Consider the following 15,655-nt stretch of genomic DNA (forward strand, 5'->3'; position numbering starts at 1 on the left):
AGCAGCGGGTCACCCCAGGTCGCAGCCACACGGGCAGTCCAGTGCGTGGACCGGCTTGCCGTTGCCGTCGTCGATCTCGTCGCACTCCGGCGGGCAGGTGCAGTCGAAGCCCACGTCGATGCTGCTCAGCTCGCCTGCGAGGAACCTCCGCTGTCGCTCGGCCTCCCGTTCCTCCCACTGCGCCTGACGCCGCGCCGCGGCGCGTACCCACGGCGCGTCGCCGGCCCGCGGGAGCTGGTGGTCGTCGGGCGCTCCGGTGTCGCCTCGCCGGGCGTCGCGCCGGTTCCGACTGCGGTCGAACGTGTACCAGACCCGGTCGCGGCTGTAGCGGTGCCCGTCGTGCCACCAGCCCTCGTCGCCGTACCGCGTGTCCAGATGCGCCGGGTACAGCCGACCGGCGGTGTCCCGGACGGCGTCGGGATCCATGCCCGGCAGCTCCTGGCCCTGCGCGTCGACGAGCACCAGTCGCAGTTCCGCCACCTCGGCCGCGCGTGCGAGGACGCGTACGTCCAGGCCTCCGCGGCCGCTCTCCGCCGCGGCCACCGCGGACTTCGAGACGCCGATCCGCGCCGCCAGTTCACGTTGCGAGAGGTCGGCCGCGCGGCGGATCCGGCGCAGCCAGCCGCCGAGGTCGGTCCTGCTCATGGCGACGAGGCTCGGGGTGCCGCGCATCGCGGGGGACCGGACACCTCCGTCTGTGGAAGCTCGTGCTCTGCCCACAGTCCCGGGCAGAGCGCGAGCGTGGGGAGAGGTGTACTGCGGGGTCGCCCATCGTGCTCTGCCCATCAGGGTGGGCAGAGCACGAGCTTCCGGGGAGGAGATGCCCGGCTCCCGGGCTGCGGTCGGCTGACGGTGCGCTGTCCGGCGAGGGTGGCCGAGCGCCGGGACGCGGGTCAGAAGCGCTTGGCCAGGCGCAGCCGCAGGGGGCGGCCGTCGGGGTCGTCGAGGAGGCGGTAGACCGGCGTGGCCCACAGCCGCGTCGGCAGCGACAACCGCTCGGTGCGGTGCGGGCGCAGGCGTCCGGGCGGGCGCGGCCCCTGCCGGCCACCGGCGTGCCACTGCTCCAGCGCCGCGGCCGAGGCCTCCAGCGCGGCCACGAACTCGTCGGGGTCGAGCAGGTCGGCGTCCTCGCTGCCGCCGGGAGCGCGGTCCAGGTGCTCGCGGGCGAGCTCCAACCGCAGGTCCCGGGCGAACACCCGGGCGCCGTCGCCCGCGCCGGCCGGGTCCCGGGGCTCGCGCGGGTCGCGGGTGGTGTCCAGGACGGCGGAGGAGAGCTCGCTGTCGTGGGTCCAGGACCGCCGGTTGAAGTTGTCGCTGCCCACGCTGGCCCACACGTCGTCCACCACGCAGACCTTCGCGTGCACGTAGACCGGCGTCCCCTCGTGGTTCTCCACGTCGAAGACGTGCACCCGGTTGCGGCCCGCCCGCCGGCACATCTCCAGCGCCTGCCAGCGGCCGACGTACTGGGACCGCTGCGCGACCGCGCCGTCCTGGTCGGGCACCCGCGGCACGACGACGACCAGGTGCAGCTGCGGGTTGTCGGCCAGCGCCTCGGCGAACAGCCGCGCCACCTCCGCCGACCACATGTACTGGTCCTCGAGGTACACCAGCCGGCGGGCCCGCTTGATCGCCTTGGAGTAGCCGCGGGCCACCGACCGCTCGCCGGCCGGCGCGAAGTCGTAGGGCGGCCGGACGGCGGGGTAGGTCCGCAGGTTCTGCACGAGCATCGGGCCGCAGGGCGGTGGCGGGGGCAGCTGCGGGGGGAGCGGATCGCCCTTCAACCGGGCGTGGTGCAGCTTGTCGCGCACCCAGGCGATCGGGTGGTCGACGTCGGGGCTGGTCGGGTCCTCCCAGCGTTCCCGGAACACCGTGTCCAGCACGCCGACGGCCGGGCCGCGCAGCATCAGCTGGACGTCGTGCCACGGCGGTCGGGGGCCGTAGGCCGCGGCCATCGGCAGCGGCTGCGGGTCACCGGCGTGCGTGGCGTCGTCGCGGCGGCCGTGACACAGGTCGATGCCCCCGATGAACGCGACGTCGCGGGTGGGGTCCTGGTCGTGGCGGAGGACGACGAACTTCTGGTGGTGGCTGCCGCCCCGGCGCACCCGCTGGTCGAGGATGACCTCGCCGCCGCCGTGCTCGATCTCGGCGTCGAGGGCGCGGTTCTCCTCCTTGGAGAACGACATCCGGTCCATGTGCGAGCGCCAGACCAGTCCCCGCACGGTCACCCCGCGGCGCACGGCCTCTGTGAACAGCTGCGCGACGGTAGGCCCCCCGGGGCGCAGCTGCTCGTCGGGGTCGCCGCGCCAGTCGGTGAAGAAGAGGTGGTCGCCCTCGTCGAGGGCCTGCACGCACTCGACGAGCCGGTCGAAGTAGGCCGCCCCGTGCACCAGCGGCACGGCGAGGTTGCCGTCGGTGTACGCGGGCAGCGCCGTGGCCGGGTTGCCCCGTTCCTCGGCCGTGAGCAGCCACCGCTCGGGATCGTCCACGCGGTGATCACAGCCTGCCGTCCCGGGGCACGCAACCACGCCGGGCGCGGACGTCGGTAGCCTGTGGACCCGTGGCCCTCGTCGTCCAGAAGTACGGCGGATCATCCGTCGCCTCCGCCGCGCACATCAAGCGCGTCGCCGAGCGCATCGTGGCGGCCAAGAAGGAGGGCGACGACGTCGTCGTCGTGGTCTCCGCGATGGGTGACACGACCGACGAGCTGCTCGACCTCGCCGGCCAGATCACCGACGACCCGGCCGGCCGCGAGCTGGACATGCTGCTCACCGCGGGTGAGCGCATCTCCATGGCCCTGCTGGCCATCGCCATCAACACCCACGGGTACGAGGCGCGGTCGTTCACCGGCTCGCAGGCGGGGGTGCTGACCACCTCCAGCCACGGCAAGGCGCGGATCATCGACGTCACGCCGGGCCGGCTGCGCGACGCCCTCGACGAGGGCTCGATCGTCATCGTCGCCGGGTTCCAGGGCGTCAGCCAGGACACCAAGGACGTCACGACGCTCGGCCGCGGCGGGTCCGACACCACCGCGGTGGCCGTCGCCGCCGCGCTGCAGGCCGACGTCTGCGAGATCTACACCGACGTCGACGGCGTCTTCACCGCCGACCCGCGGATCGTGCCGAACGCCAAGCGGCTGGACACGGTGACGTACGAGGAGATGCTCGAGCTCGCCGCCTCCGGCGCCAAGGTGCTCATGCTCCGCTGCGTCGAGTACGCCCGCCGCTACGGCATCCCGGTGCACGTCCGCAGCTCCTACTCCCAGCTCCCCGGCACGATCGTGACCGGCTCGATGGAGGACCCCACGGTGGAACAGGCCATCATCACCGGCGTCGCGCACGACCGCTCCGAGGGCAAGATCACCGTCTACGGGGTCCCCGACCGGCCGGGCGAGGCCGCGCAGCTGTTCCGTGTGCTCGCCGACGCCGAGATCAACATCGACATGATCGTGCAGAACGTGTCGGCCGAGGCCAGCAAGCTCGCCGACATCTCCTTCACGCTGCCCAAGAGCGACGGTCCCGCCGCGCTGGCGGCCCTGGAGAGGGTCAAGCACACCGTCGGCTACACCGACATCCGCTTCGACCAGCACATCGGCAAGGTCTCGCTGGTCGGCGCGGGCATGCGTTCGCACCCGGGCGTCTCGGCGCGGTTCTTCGGCGCGCTCGCCGACGCCGGGGTCAACCTCGAGCTGATCAGCACCTCGGAGATCCGCATCTCCGTGGTGTGCCGCGACACCGACGTGGACCTCGCCGTCCGCGCGGTGCACGACGCCTTCGACCTCGGCACCGACGAGGCCGAGGCGGTCGTCTACGGAGGGACCGGACGATGAGTCTGTTCAAGAAGGACGGCCTGCGCGTCGGCGTCGTCGGCGCCACCGGCCAGGTCGGCGGCGTCATGCGCCAGATCCTCGCCGAGCGGGACTTCCCGATCAGCGAGCTGCGCTTCTTCGCCTCCGCCCGCTCCGCCGGCAGCACCCTGCCGTGGGGCGACGGCGAGATCACCGTCGAGGACGCCGCCACCGCCGACCCCACCGGGCTCGACGTCGCGCTGTTCTCCGCCGGCGCCACGACCTCCCGCGTGCAGGCGCCGCGGTTCGCCGAGGCCGGCGTCACCGTGATCGACAACAGCTCGGCGTGGCGGCGCGACCCCGACGTCCCGCTGATCGTCGCCGAGGTCAACCCGCACGCCGTCGGCGAGATGCGCAAGGGCATCATCGCCAACCCGAACTGCACCACGATGGCCGCGATGCCGGTGCTCAAGCCGCTGCACGCCGAGGCCCAGCTGGTGCGCATCGTGGCCAGCACCTACCAGGCGGTCTCCGGCAGCGGGCTGGCCGGCGTCGAGGAGCTGGACACGCAGGTCAAGGCGGTCGTCGACAAGGCCGCCGAGCTGACCCACGACGGCGCGGCGGTGACCTTCCCAGAGCCGGTCAAGTACGTGAAGCCGATCGCGTTCAACGTGCTGCCGATGGCCGGGTCCCTCGTCGACGACGGCACGTTCGAGACCGACGAGGAGCAGAAGCTCCGCAACGAGAGCCGCAAGATCCTCGAGATCCCGGACCTGCGGGTGTCGGGCACCTGCGTGCGGGTGCCGGTCTTCACCGGGCACTCGCTGTCGCTGAACGTCGAGTTCGCCCGGCCGCTGTCGGTCGAGCGGGCCACCGAGCTGCTCACCGGCGCGCCCGGGGTCGAGCTGACCGCCGTCCCGAACCCGCAGCAGGCGGCCGGGCAGGACCCGAGCTACGTCGGCCGCATCCGGCAGGACCCGGGCGTGGACGGCGGCCGCGGCCTGGCGCTGTTCGTGAGCAACGACAACCTGCGCAAGGGCGCCGCGCTCAACACCGTCCAGATCGCCGAACTCATCGCCGCCTCCCGCTGAGCGGAGGCTGGGGGCGCAGCTGACCTGCGCCCCCAGCCTCCGCCTACGGGCTCACGTTGCGCAGCGCGAAGGACAGGGCCACCTCGACCTGACGGATCGTCTCCTCGATGACCAGCGAGCCGTGGCCGGCGTCGAACCGGTACACCTCGTGCGGCTTGCCCAGCTCGTCGAGGCGCGCCAGGTAGTTGTCGATCTGCCGGATGGGGCAGCGCGGGTCGTTGGCGCCGGCCACCACGAGCACCGGCGCGCGGACGGCGTCCACGTAGGTGATCGGCGACGAGCGCACGTAGACGTCCCGCACCTCCTCCGGTGACCCGCCGAACAGCGCGCGGTCGTAGGCCCGCAGGCCCTCCATCTCGTCCTCGTAGGCGGCCAGGTAGTCCGCGACCGGCACCTCGGCGATCCCGGCGGCCCAGCGCTCCGGCTGCGTGCCCAGCCCCAGCAGGGTGAGGAAGCCACCCCACGACCCGCCGGACAGCAGCGCCCGCGACGGGTCCACGAGGCCCTCGGCGACCAGGGCGTCGTAGACCGCGGCGACGTCCTCCAGCTCGGTGAGACCGGGACGGCCGGTGAGGGCGTCCCGCCAGGCGCTGCCGTAGCCGGTGGAGCCCCGGTAGTTGACGTGCACGACCGCGTATCCGGCGTCCACGTAGGCGGCGCGGCGGGCGCGGTAGGAGTCGTCGTCGGCCGCCTCCGGGCCGCCGTGCACCAGGAACGCCGTCGCAAACGGGGCCGCTCCGGCCGGGCGGACGACGAGCGCGTGGACGTCCCCGCCCGGCCCGGGCACCCAGCGGTCCTCCACCGGGTACGCGGCGGGGGGCTCCTCGCCCGGCGCGGCCAGCACGACCGGCCCGTCGGCCCGCCGGATCACCGGCGGCAGCTCGGCGTTGGACCACGCCAGCTCCACGGTGCCGTCGGGCCGGGCCGTGGCGCCGCGTACGACGCCGCGCGGGGTGTCCAGGCGTTCCAGTGACCCGGTGGCCAGGTCGTAGCGGTACAGCTCGCTGCGCGCGGCGTGGTCGTGGCCCACCAGCAGCGCCGAGCCGTCGGGGTACCAGCCGGCCGTCACGTCGCCGGGCAGGTCGAGCACCACCTCGGTCTCGGTGTCGGTGCCGACGTCCCAGACCAGCACCTCCTCGCGGCCGCGGCGCTCGTGCCCCACCAGCAGCCGCCGGTCGCCGGGCAGCGGGGCGAACTCCAGCGCGTGCAGGCCGCGGCCCTCGCCGTCCCACTTCTCGGCCACCAGGGAGTCGTCGTCCGTGCGCAGCACCCGCAGCGCCGGGTAGCGCGGGTCGCCGTGCTCGGAGTGCGAGATGACCAGCAGGTCCTCGTCGTGGGTGAGCGCGTCGACCGAGGCGGGGTCCTCGTGCCGGTAGACCACCCGCGGCGTCCCGCCGGCGGGGGCCAGCCACAGCTCCGAGCCGTCGTCGGTGGAGCGGCCGACGGCGACCACCCGGGTGCCGATCTCCAGCCCCGCCGGGTAGGCCGGCCCGACCTCGGGGACGGCGACCCGGTCGTCGCCGCCGGCGAAGGGCTGGACCATCCAGACGCCGAACTCGTCGCCGTCGGTGTCGGCGAACCACCAGATGGTCTCGCCGTCGGGGCTGAGAGTGCCGATGAGCGTGCCGTTGGCCCGGTCGGTGACCTGCCGGTGGGCGTCGGTGGTCCGGTCCCAGGCGTACTGCTCGACCACGCCGCTCACGTCGGAGGAGTACAGGCAGCGCTGCGGCGCGTCGCGGGCCCAGTCGGGCAGGCTGACCCGCGGGGCGCGGAAGCGGGCCTGCCACCGGGCGGTGACCTCCGGCGGGAGGGCCGCCGCGTAGGGCGTCGGCGTCTCGGGGGTGATCACGCCGGACTCGGCGGCGGGCTGGGCTCTCACCGCGTCATCTTCCCCCGGCCCCGGCCCCGGCCGCCGCGCCGACACCTCCCGCGTGCTCCACCGCGGCGTCCCGGACGTCGCCGATCAGCTGCTCGAGGACGTCCTCCAGGGCCACCACGCCGACGGTGACGCCGTCCCGGACGACGGAGCCGAGGTGGGCGCCCTGGGTGCGCATCTCGGCGAGCACGTCGGGCAGCCCCGAGCGCGGGGCCAGCGGCACCAGGGGGGTGACGTGCTCGTCGTCGATCGGCCGGTCGCGCCCGTCGCCGTCCACCCCGAGCACGTCCTTCACGTGCACGAACCCCAGCAGCGCGCCGTCCTCGCCGCACACCGGGTAGCGGCTGAAGCCGTGCCGGGCCACGACGGTCTCCAGCTGCCGCGGGGTCGTCGACCGCGGCACGGTGACCACGCGGTCCATCGGCAGCAGCACCGACTCGACCTCGTGCTGCTCGAAGGTCAGCGCTCCGGTGGCGAGCTCGCCGACCTCGTCGCCCAGGCGGCCCTCCTTCCGCGACTGGGCGATCATCGACCGGATCTCGGCCTCGTCGAAGCTGGCGGTCACCTCGTCGGTCGGCCGGACGCCGAAGAGCCGGACGAACCCGTTGGCCACGGTGTTGAATAACCAGATGAACGGCGCGAGCAGCCGGACCAGGGCGGCCAGCGGCGGGCCCAGCACCAGCGCGGCGCGGTCGGGGCCGGCGATGGTGACGTTCTTGGGCACCATCTCGCCGAGCACCATGTGCAGCACGGTGACGATCGCCAGGGCGATCACCAGCGCGATCGGGTGCAGCAGCCCCTCGGGGACGCCGAGGGCCGCCATGGGCCGCTCGATGAGGTGGGCCACCGCCGGCTCGCCGACCGCGCCCAGCCCGAGCGAGCACAGCGTGATGCCGAGCTGGGCCCCGGCCATCATCCGCGAGACGTTGCGCATCGCGGCGAGGGTCTTGCGGGCCCGGGGCGAGCCGGCCTCGGCGCGCGGCTCGATCTGGTCGACGCGGGCGGAGACCAGCGCGAACTCCGCGGCCACGAAGAACGCGTTGCCCAGCAGCAGCGCGACCAGGACCAGCAGGCTGACGACGTCGCTCATGCCGCGACTCCCTCGACGGGGACCTCTACCCGCTCGGCGCGCACCCGCGCCACCCGCCGTCCGTCCAGGGTCTCCACGGTGAGCCGGGCGCCCTCCAGCTCCACGGTGTCGCCCACCTCGGGCAGCCGCTGTAGCCGCTCGGCGAGGTAGCCGGCCAGCGTCTCGTAGCGGCCCTCCGGCACCGGCACGCCGGCGCGCTCACGCACCTCGTCGGGTCGCAGCAGCCCGGACAGCAGCCACGTCTCGTCGTCGGCCCGGCGCAGGGTGCGCAGCGGCCGGTCGGTCTCGTCGGAGATCTCGCCGACCAGCTCCTCCACGATGTCCTCCAGGGTCACCACGCCGTGGGTGGCGCCCCACTCGTCGACCACCAGGGCGATCTGCAGGCCCTGCTCGCGGAGCAGGTCCAGCAGCCGCTCCAGCTGCAGCGACGAGGGGACGGCGAGCACCGGGGCGGCCAGCTCACCGGCGGTGCGGGTGGACCGCTCGGCCTCGGGCACCGCGACGGCGTTCTTGACGTGCACCACGCCGGTGACCTCGTCGAGGTCGGCGCCGTACACCGGGAAGCGGGAGTTCCCCGACTCGACGGACGCGGCGATCACGTCGGCCGCGGTGGCGCGGGTCGGCAGGCTCCACAACCGCGTGCGCGGGGTCATGACGTCGGTCGCCAGCTTCTGCCGCAGCCCCAGCGAGCGCTGCAGCAGGCGGGCGGCCACCGGGGAGAGGTCGCCCTCCTCGGCGGAGCGGCGGGCGACGGCGGCCAGCTCGTCGGCGCCGCGGGCGGACTCCAGCTCCTCGCGGGGCTCGATGCCCAACCGGCGCACGATGCCGTTGGCCAGCCCCTGCAGCGCACCGACCACCACGCCTGAAGCCCTGGTGAACGCGCGCATGCCCGGGGCGACGAAGGCGGCGACGGCGAGCGGGTTGGCGATCGCGAGGTTCTTGGGCCCGAGCTCGCCCAGCAGCATCTGCAGCACGGTCGCCAGGGCCAGGGCCACGCCGTAGGAGACGCCGGTGACCGCGCCGCCGGACAGGCCCAGGGCCTCCAGCGGGCCCCGCAGCAGATGGCCCAGCGCGGGCTCGGCCAGGTAGCCGACGACGAGCGTGGTGATCGTGATGCCCAGCTGGGCGGCCGAGAGCTGGGTGGACAGCGACCGCAGCGCCGTCACCACGCCCCGCGCGCGGGGGTCGCCGCCGGCCGCCGCCTCCTCCGCCCGGCCGCGGTCGACGGTGGTGAGCGAGAACTCGGCGGCCACGAAGAAGCCGGTCAGCGCGGTCAGCGCGACGGCGGCGAGGAGGAGCAGCCACTCGGTCATCGCTCCCCCCGGTGCCCCGCTGGTGAGCGGCCGAACCCCGGGCGCCGGTGAACCGGCCCACCGCAGCGGGGGAGCGCCCCCCGGAGACGACTCAGGGGCCGCCTCGCGGCGGCCCCTGAGCACTGGTCGGGGTGACAGGATTTGAACCTGCGACCTCGTCGTCCCGAACGACGCGCGCTACCAAGCTGCGCCACACCCCGAGGTACGCAAGGAGTCTAACCGACGCCCTCCTCAGGTCTGACGGGCGGTCAGCGTGAGGAGCGTCGCCTCCGGCGGACAGGCGAACCGGGCCGGTGCGTAGGGGCTCGTGCCCAGCCCCGCGGAGACGTGCAGCCAGGTGCCGGCGGGGCGGTCGGCCGCCGGCTCGGCCCAGCGGTGCAGCCAGCGGACCCGGTCACGGTCGATGCCGCAGTTGGTGACCAGCGCACCGTAGAACGGGATGCGCAGCTGCCCGCCGTGGGTGTGGCCGCACAGCAGCAGGTCGTAGCCGTCGGCGGCGAACCGGTCGAGCACGCGCGGCTCCGGGGAGTGGGCCAGCCCGATCCGCAGGTCGGCGTCCGCGTCGGCGGGTCCGGCGATCCGGTCGTAGCGGTCCCGCCGGATGTGCGAGTCGTCCACGCCCCCGAACACGACCCGGCGTCCGCGCACCACCAGCTCCCCGGTGGCGTTGGTGAGGTCCAGCCAGCCGCGTCCGGCGAGGCCGTCGCGGAGGTCCCGCCACGGCAGCGGGTCGCCGTGCACGCGCTTGTGGTGCCGCTTGAAGTACTTGAGCGGGTTTTTCGGCCTCGGCGCGTAGTAGTCGTTGCTGCCGAGGACGAAGGCGCCCGGCAGCTCCAGCAGCGGCTCCAGCGCCCGCAGCGTGCCGGGGACGGCGTCGTGTCCGGCCAGGTTGTCGCCGGTGTCGACCACCAGGTCCGGCTCCAGTTCGACCAGCGAGGCCACCCACGCCTGCTTCGACCGCTGGTCGGCGGTCATGTGCAGGTCGGACAGGTGCAGCACCCGCAGCGGCGCGGACCCGGGCGCGAGCACCGGGACGTCGAATCGGCGCAGCGTCCAGCGGTTGCGCTCGTAGAGGGAGGCGTAGGCGATCCCCGCGGTCGCCGACGCGAGGACGGCGGAGGGGACGAGGGTGGTCGCGCGCACGGGAGTCCAGGGTACGGGGGCGCCGGCCGGACCCGCCGTGCCAGGCTGGGCACGTGCCCGACCTCAAGGACCAGCTGCGCGCCGACCTGACCACCGCGATGAAGTCCCGCGACGAGCTGCGGACCGCGACCCTGCGCATGGTGCTGGCTGCCGTGACCGCGGAGGAGGTGGCCGGCAAGGAGGCCCGCGAGCTGACCGACGACGAGGTCCAGGCCGTGCTGCGCCGGGAGGCGAAGAAGCGCCGGGAGGCCGCGGACGCCTTCGCCGCCGCGGGCCGCACCGAGCAGGCCGAGCGCGAGCGCGCCGAGGGCGAGGTCGTCGGCGCCTACCTGCCCGCCCAGCTCGAGGACGCCGACCTGGCCGCCCTCGTCGCCGACGTGATCACCCGCACCGGGGCGGCCGGCATGAGGGACATGGGCCGGGTCATGGGCGCCGTGCAGGGCGAGGTGGCCGGGCGGGCGGAGGGCGGTCGGGTGGCCGCGGAGGTGCGCCGCCAGCTGGGCTGAGCCGGGACGGCGGCCCGGCCGGGGCCGTCCTCAGCGCGCCGTCCGTCTCGCTCGGCCCCGGACGTGCGACGTCCCCGGGACCGGGAGCGGTCGCCGGGGACGTCGCAGGTGGGTCAGTTGCCGGGCCGGCCCCCACCGCCGTCCCCGCCGGGGAACCCGCCGCCGCGCGTGAGGACCCCGCCGCCGTTCTGGTTCGGGGCCGGGCCGCCGGCCGGTGCGGGCCCCCCGTCCGTCGCGGGCGGCGCCGTGGCCCCCGCGTCCGGTGCCGGGGCGACGAAGGCCGAGCCGTTGCTGACCCGGATGGTGACCACCTGCTCCGGCGTGACCCGGCCGCCGGCACCGGGGTCGGTGCCCAGCAGCGTGCCGGGCGGCTGGTCGCTGTCCACGGCCACGGTGGTCGAGGTCAGGCCGGCAGCCTGCAGTGCGGCCCGGCACTCATCCTCCGCGGAGCAGGCGGGCACCTGACGGGTGTTGCCGTTCTGCGTGGCCGGGTCCGCCGAGGGGAAGGGCACCACCGGCCGGCCCCCGAGGATCGGCTGCATCGCGTCGTGCCAGATCGTGGCGCCCTTGCCGCCACCGAAGCCGCCGACGTTCTGGTTCTCCTTGGGGTTGAGCACCATCACGCTGGCTGCGTACTGCGGCGTGTAGCCGACGAAGGCGACGGAGAAGTTGTTCTGGCTGGTACCGGTCTTGCCGGCGATCTGGTGGCCGGCCACGTAGGCGCGCGCACCCGTCTGGCCGGGGTGGCCGGGCTCGACGTCCTTGCGCAGCATCTGGTTGAGCGTGCTGGCCACACCCGACGGGATCGCCTCGGAGGTGCAGTTGTCGTCGCGGACGACCGGCTGCCCGTCCTCACCGGTCAGCGGCTTCCCCTCGTCGTCGAGGACGGCGGTCACCGGGGTGGGGTCGCACTGGGTGCCGTTGGCCGCCAGGGTCGCGTAGGCCTCCGCGAGGTCCAGCGGGCTGGTCGGCTCGGCGCCGAAGGTGAACGACCCGCGGTTCTCCTCGATGATCTGGTCGGCCGGGGTCGAGCGGAAGTCCATGCCCATGGCCTCGGCCATGCGCACCGGCTTCTCGACGCTGCCCAGGGCGTCCTCGAGCGCGAGGAAGTAGGTGTTGGAGGACATGTAGAGGGCCCGCTCCATGTCCAGGGTCGCCGGGTAGTTGCCGGCGTTCTCCACGTCGTAGCGCGCGCGGCCGTCCCGGTAGACCCGGGAGACGTAGGGGTCCCCGGTGGTGAGCGTGTAGTACTGCGAGTACCCCTCGGCCAGCGCGGCGGCGGCGACGAAGGTCTTGTAGGTCGACCCCGCGCCCTGGCTGTGGGCGGTGTTGAGGACGACGGACTCGCACTCGGGTCCGTCGCAGCCGAAGCGGCGGTTGACGCTCATCGCCAGCACGTGCCCGGTGCCCGGCTCGACGGCGGTGTACATGCCGGCCAGCCGGTCGCCCATCGGCAGGGTGTTGAGCACGGCCTGGTCACCGGCGGCCTGCATGTCCGGCCGCAGCGTGGTCTGGATGGTCAGGCCGCCGTTCTGCAGCGTCTCGTCGGAGATGTCGAGCGTCTGCACGAGGTACTGGTGCAGGTAGGCGCAGAAGAAGCCGCCGATCGAGGCGTCGATGCAGCCGTTGGCCGGCTGCGCGCCCGGCGCGACCTCCACCGGGGAGGCGGAGATCTCGGTCAGCTCCTGCTGGCTGATGTGCCCGAGGTCGAACATCCGCAGCAGCACCTGGTTGCGCCGGACCTGCGCGTTCTCCGGGTTGGCGATCGGGTCGTCGTTGGCCGGGCTCTGCACCAGCCCGGCCAACATCGCCGCCTGCGGCAGCGTGAGGTCGGCGGCGTCCACGCTGAAGTACTTCTGTGCCGCGGCCTGGATGCCGTAGGCGCCCTGCCCGAAGTAGGCGATGTTCAGGTACCGGGTGAGGATCTCGTCCTTGGAGTACTCCTCCTCCAGGGCGAGGGCCAGCCGGGCCTCCTTGAGCTTGCGCCCCAGGCTCTCCTCGGTGGCCGCCTGCCGCTCCTCCGGTGTGTCGGCCGTCTCGGCGAGGGTCTGCTTGACCAGCTGCTGGGTCAGCGTCGAGCCGCCCTCACGCACCGACCCGGCCGCCACGTTCGTCACGAGCGCCCGCAGCGTGCCCTGCACGTCCAGGCCGTTGTGCTGCTGGAAGCGCGAGTCCTCGATGTCGACCAGCGCCTGCTTCATGACGTCGGCGATCTGGTCGGGCTCCACCGGCGTCCGGTTGTTCCGGAAGAAGTGCGTGATCAGCGACCCGTCTGCGGCGAGCACCCGGGTGTTGCCGGCCGGGGCGGCGTCGGTGAGCTCGACCGGGAGGGCGTCGAGCAGTGACGCGGAGTTCCGCGCCACCACGCCGCCACCCCCGACGAAGGGCAGCAGCATGCCGGCGAGCAGTGCTCCGGCGAGGACGATCGTCGCGGCGAGCTTCGCGAGGACCCGGGCGCGGGCGGGGGCGGCGGGAGACATCGCGAGCAAATGTACGTGCCGGCGTGCTCCTGACGTCGCCGTCAGCGACGGCGCGCGGGGAGCACTCTGGTGCGTGGGACTCCTGTCGGCGTGTCGTCATCCGGACCGGTCAGCGCGTCGGCCATCACCCGAAGCCCGTCGAGGTCGTGCACGTCGCCGGCGGCCGCCGGCACGGTGCGGACGGCGACCTGGGGGTGGGCGCTGGTGAACCGGTCGGCGAGCCGCTGCTCGCGGGCGGCGGCGCCCATGCGGTCGGCGTGCACGCGCAGCGCCCCGGCGGCGAGCCCGGCGCCCTCCCCGCCGGCCTCGAGCACCTCCTCGGCGGCCGCGTCGGCGCGGGTGGCGGTCAGTCCGGTGGTGGCCGGCGGGTGGGTGCGGTTGAGCACCAGCCCGGCCAGCGGCATCTGCTCGCTGGAGAGCCGGTCGACGAAGTAGGAGGCCTCACGCAGGGCGTCGGGCTCCGGCGTCGCGACGACGACGAACCAGGTGCCCGGCCGGCGCAGCAGCTCGTAGGTGGCGGTGGCACGTTCCCGGAACCCGCCGAACATCGTGTCCAGCGCGGAGACGAACGCGGAGATGTCCCGCAGCAGCTGGCCGCCGAGGATCTTGCTGATGATCCGGCTGAACACCAGGAAGCCGGCGCCCACCAGTCGCATGCCGGCGCGGCCGCCGGCGCGGGCGGGGGCGGTCAGCAGCCGGATCATCGTGCCGTCGAGGAACCGGCTCATCCGGTTGGGGGCGTCGAGGAAGTCCAGGGCCGACCGCGACGGCGGGGTGTCGACGACGATGAGGTCCCAGTGCTCGCTGGCCCGCAGCTGGCCCAGCTTCTCCATCGCCATGTACTCCTGCGTACCGGCGAAGGAGGACGACAGCGCCTGGTAGAAGGGGTTGGCCAGGATCTGCTCGGCCCGCTCCGGCGTGGCGTGCGCACACACGACGTCGTCGAACGTGCGCTTCATGTCCAGCATCATCGCGTGCAGCTCGCCCTTGGCCCCCGGGACGTCGACCCGCCGCGGCTCGTTGTCCAGCTCTCCCAGTCCCAGGGACTGCGCCAGGCGGCGGGCCGGGTCGATGGTGAGGACGACGACGCTGCGACCGCACTCCGCGGCGGCGAGGGCCAGGGCGGCCGAGGTCGTCGTCTTGCCCACGCCGCCGGCGCCGCAGCAGACCATGATCCGGGTGTCCGGGTCCGCGATCAGCTCGGCCAGGTCGAGGGGGAGGGCCTCGGGTGGAGGGGGTGCGGCGGGGCGCGGGTGCCGGTGGTGCCGCTCGGCCGGGGCCGGCCCGGCGGCCTCGCTCACGCCGCCACCTCGGCCCGGAGGTGGTCCTCCAGCCGGCCGGCCAGCTCGAACAGCGCCCCGACGTCGATGGGGCCGGGCAGCAGCGGCAGCTCGACGGTGGGCCGGCCGAGGGCCTCCACCTCGTCGCGCAGCTCGTCCTGGGCTGCCCAGCGCCGGGCGTGCTCGACCGCCTCGGCGGCCAGCGCTTCGGCCAGCGCGCTGCCGTCGTGCACGTGCGCGGCGGTGAGGGCGGGAGCGAGGTCGGCGCCGGTCAGCCCGGTCGTGGCGGCGCGGTCGAGCTCGTCCTCCGGCAGCAGCGGCTCTGCGGCCATGTTCACGACCACCGAGCCGACGGGGAGACCGGCCTCCGTCAACTCCGCGATGGCGTCGGCGGTCTCCTGGACCGGCATGTCCTCGAGCAGGGTCACCAGGTGCACCGCCGTCTGCGGCGACTTGAGCACCGCCATCACGCCGTCGCTCTGCGTCTTGATCGGCCCCGAGCGGGCCAGCCCGGCCATCTCGCCGGTGACGCCGAGGAAGCGGGTGATCCGGCCGGTCGGCGGGGCGTCGACCACCACGGCGTCGTAGACCCGGCGGCCGTCGCGGCGGCGGGTGACCGCCTCCTTGATCTTGCCGGTGAGCAGCACGTCCCGCAGGCCGGGCGCGATCGTGGTGGCGAAGTCGATGGCGCCCATCTTGCGCAGCGCCCGGCCGGCCCGCTTGAGGTTGTAGAACATCTCGAGGTACTCGAGGAGCGCCTCCTCGACGTCGATGGCCAGCGCCTTCACCTCGCCGCCACCCCGGGTCACCGCCACCCGCCGCTCCTCGTAGGGCAGGGGCGGGGTGTCGAACAGCTGCGCGATGCCCTGCCGGCCCTCCGTCTCGACCAGCAGCACGTGCCGGCCGTCGGTGGCCAGGGCGAGGGCGAGAGCGGCGGCCACCGTCGTCTTCCCGGTCCCGCCCTTGCCGGTCACGACGTGACAGCGCACGGGGAAGGGTTCGGAGGCCACGGCGCCAGCCTAGAAGGACCCCGTCCTCCCCACCCCTCGCGAGCTCGGGGCGGGCCCCGGGACGGGGCCGAGGGGCCGAGGC

Annotated in this window: 12 protein-coding genes and 1 tRNA gene; 3 read left to right on the forward strand and 10 right to left on the reverse strand. The window is 74.2% G+C overall.

Annotated features, from left to right (window positions below; translation table 11 throughout):
• Nucleotides 1–9: 9 nt before the first annotated feature.
• Both ACI78Q_RS00710 and ACI78Q_RS00715 read right to left on the reverse strand, forming a co-directional pair.
• Nucleotides 10–645, reverse strand: a complete 636-nt coding sequence (locus ACI78Q_RS00710) for a helix-turn-helix domain-containing protein (RefSeq protein WP_456921373.1) — start codon at nt 643–645, stop codon at nt 10–12.
• A 248-nt stretch (nt 646–893) separates the two neighbouring features.
• Nucleotides 894–2,486, reverse strand: coding sequence for a phospholipase D family protein (locus ACI78Q_RS00715; RefSeq protein ID WP_456921374.1), 1,593 nt, complete (start codon nt 2,484–2,486; stop codon nt 894–896).
• A 71-nt stretch (nt 2,487–2,557) separates the two neighbouring features.
• On the opposite strand from ACI78Q_RS00715, the gene ACI78Q_RS00720 reads away from it, so the two are divergent.
• Together ACI78Q_RS00720 and ACI78Q_RS00725 are read left to right on the forward strand one after the other, a co-directional pair.
• Nucleotides 2,558–3,826, forward strand: coding sequence for an aspartate kinase (locus ACI78Q_RS00720; protein WP_456921375.1), 1,269 nt, complete (start codon nt 2,558–2,560; stop codon nt 3,824–3,826).
• The gene (locus ACI78Q_RS00725) at nt 3,823–4,875 is read left to right on the forward strand and encodes an aspartate-semialdehyde dehydrogenase (protein ID WP_456921376.1); all 1,053 of its coding nucleotides are present in this window, start codon (nt 3,823–3,825) and stop codon (nt 4,873–4,875) included. Before ACI78Q_RS00720 ends, ACI78Q_RS00725 begins: the two co-directional genes overlap by 4 nt.
• A 43-nt stretch (nt 4,876–4,918) precedes the next feature.
• On the opposite strand, the gene ACI78Q_RS00730 is transcribed toward ACI78Q_RS00725, so the two are convergent.
• From ACI78Q_RS00730 to ACI78Q_RS00750, 5 genes are all read right to left on the reverse strand, one after another.
• Entirely contained in the window at nt 4,919–6,754 is a 1,836-nt protein-coding gene (locus ACI78Q_RS00730) for a prolyl oligopeptidase family serine peptidase (RefSeq protein WP_456921377.1), read from the reverse strand.
• Nucleotides 6,755–6,758: 4 nt separating this feature from the next.
• Nucleotides 6,759–7,841: a hemolysin family protein gene (locus ACI78Q_RS00735; RefSeq protein ID WP_456921378.1), complete on the reverse strand. Its 1,083-nt coding sequence runs from the start codon at nt 7,839–7,841 to the stop codon at nt 6,759–6,761.
• Nucleotides 7,838–9,154, reverse strand: coding sequence for a hemolysin family protein (locus tag ACI78Q_RS00740; protein WP_456921379.1), 1,317 nt, complete (start codon nt 9,152–9,154; stop codon nt 7,838–7,840). Before ACI78Q_RS00740 ends, ACI78Q_RS00735 begins: the two co-directional genes overlap by 4 nt.
• Before the next feature lie 123 nt (nt 9,155–9,277).
• Nucleotides 9,278–9,354, reverse strand: a tRNA-Pro gene (locus ACI78Q_RS00745).
• A 31-nt stretch (nt 9,355–9,385) separates the two neighbouring features.
• Nucleotides 9,386–10,297, reverse strand: a complete 912-nt coding sequence (locus tag ACI78Q_RS00750) for a metallophosphoesterase (RefSeq protein ID WP_456921380.1) — start codon at nt 10,295–10,297, stop codon at nt 9,386–9,388.
• Between the two features lie 53 nt (nt 10,298–10,350).
• Between ACI78Q_RS00750 and ACI78Q_RS00755 the strand changes: the two genes are divergently transcribed.
• Nucleotides 10,351–10,803 (forward strand): GatB/YqeY domain-containing protein, encoded by a 453-nt coding sequence (locus ACI78Q_RS00755; protein WP_456921381.1) that lies wholly within the window; start codon nt 10,351–10,353, stop codon nt 10,801–10,803.
• Between the two features lie 113 nt (nt 10,804–10,916).
• Here ACI78Q_RS00755 and ACI78Q_RS00760 read toward each other — a convergent pair whose 3' ends face one another.
• From ACI78Q_RS00760 to ACI78Q_RS00770, 3 genes are read right to left on the reverse strand one after another with little or no spacing between them, the layout of a single operon-like run.
• Nucleotides 10,917–13,283 (reverse strand): penicillin-binding protein, encoded by a 2,367-nt coding sequence (locus ACI78Q_RS00760; protein WP_456921382.1) that lies wholly within the window; start codon nt 13,281–13,283, stop codon nt 10,917–10,919.
• 41 nt (nt 13,284–13,324) lie between these two features.
• Nucleotides 13,325–14,584 (reverse strand): ArsA family ATPase, encoded by a 1,260-nt coding sequence (locus ACI78Q_RS00765; RefSeq protein WP_456921384.1) that lies wholly within the window; start codon nt 14,582–14,584, stop codon nt 13,325–13,327.
• Nucleotides 14,581–15,573 (reverse strand): ArsA-related P-loop ATPase, encoded by a 993-nt coding sequence (locus tag ACI78Q_RS00770; RefSeq protein ID WP_456921385.1) that lies wholly within the window; start codon nt 15,571–15,573, stop codon nt 14,581–14,583. The genes ACI78Q_RS00765 and ACI78Q_RS00770 overlap by 4 nt, the downstream gene beginning before the upstream one ends.
• Nucleotides 15,574–15,655: the final 82 nt, after the last annotated feature.

This window comes from Geodermatophilus sp. SYSU D00705 (assembly GCF_054050135.1).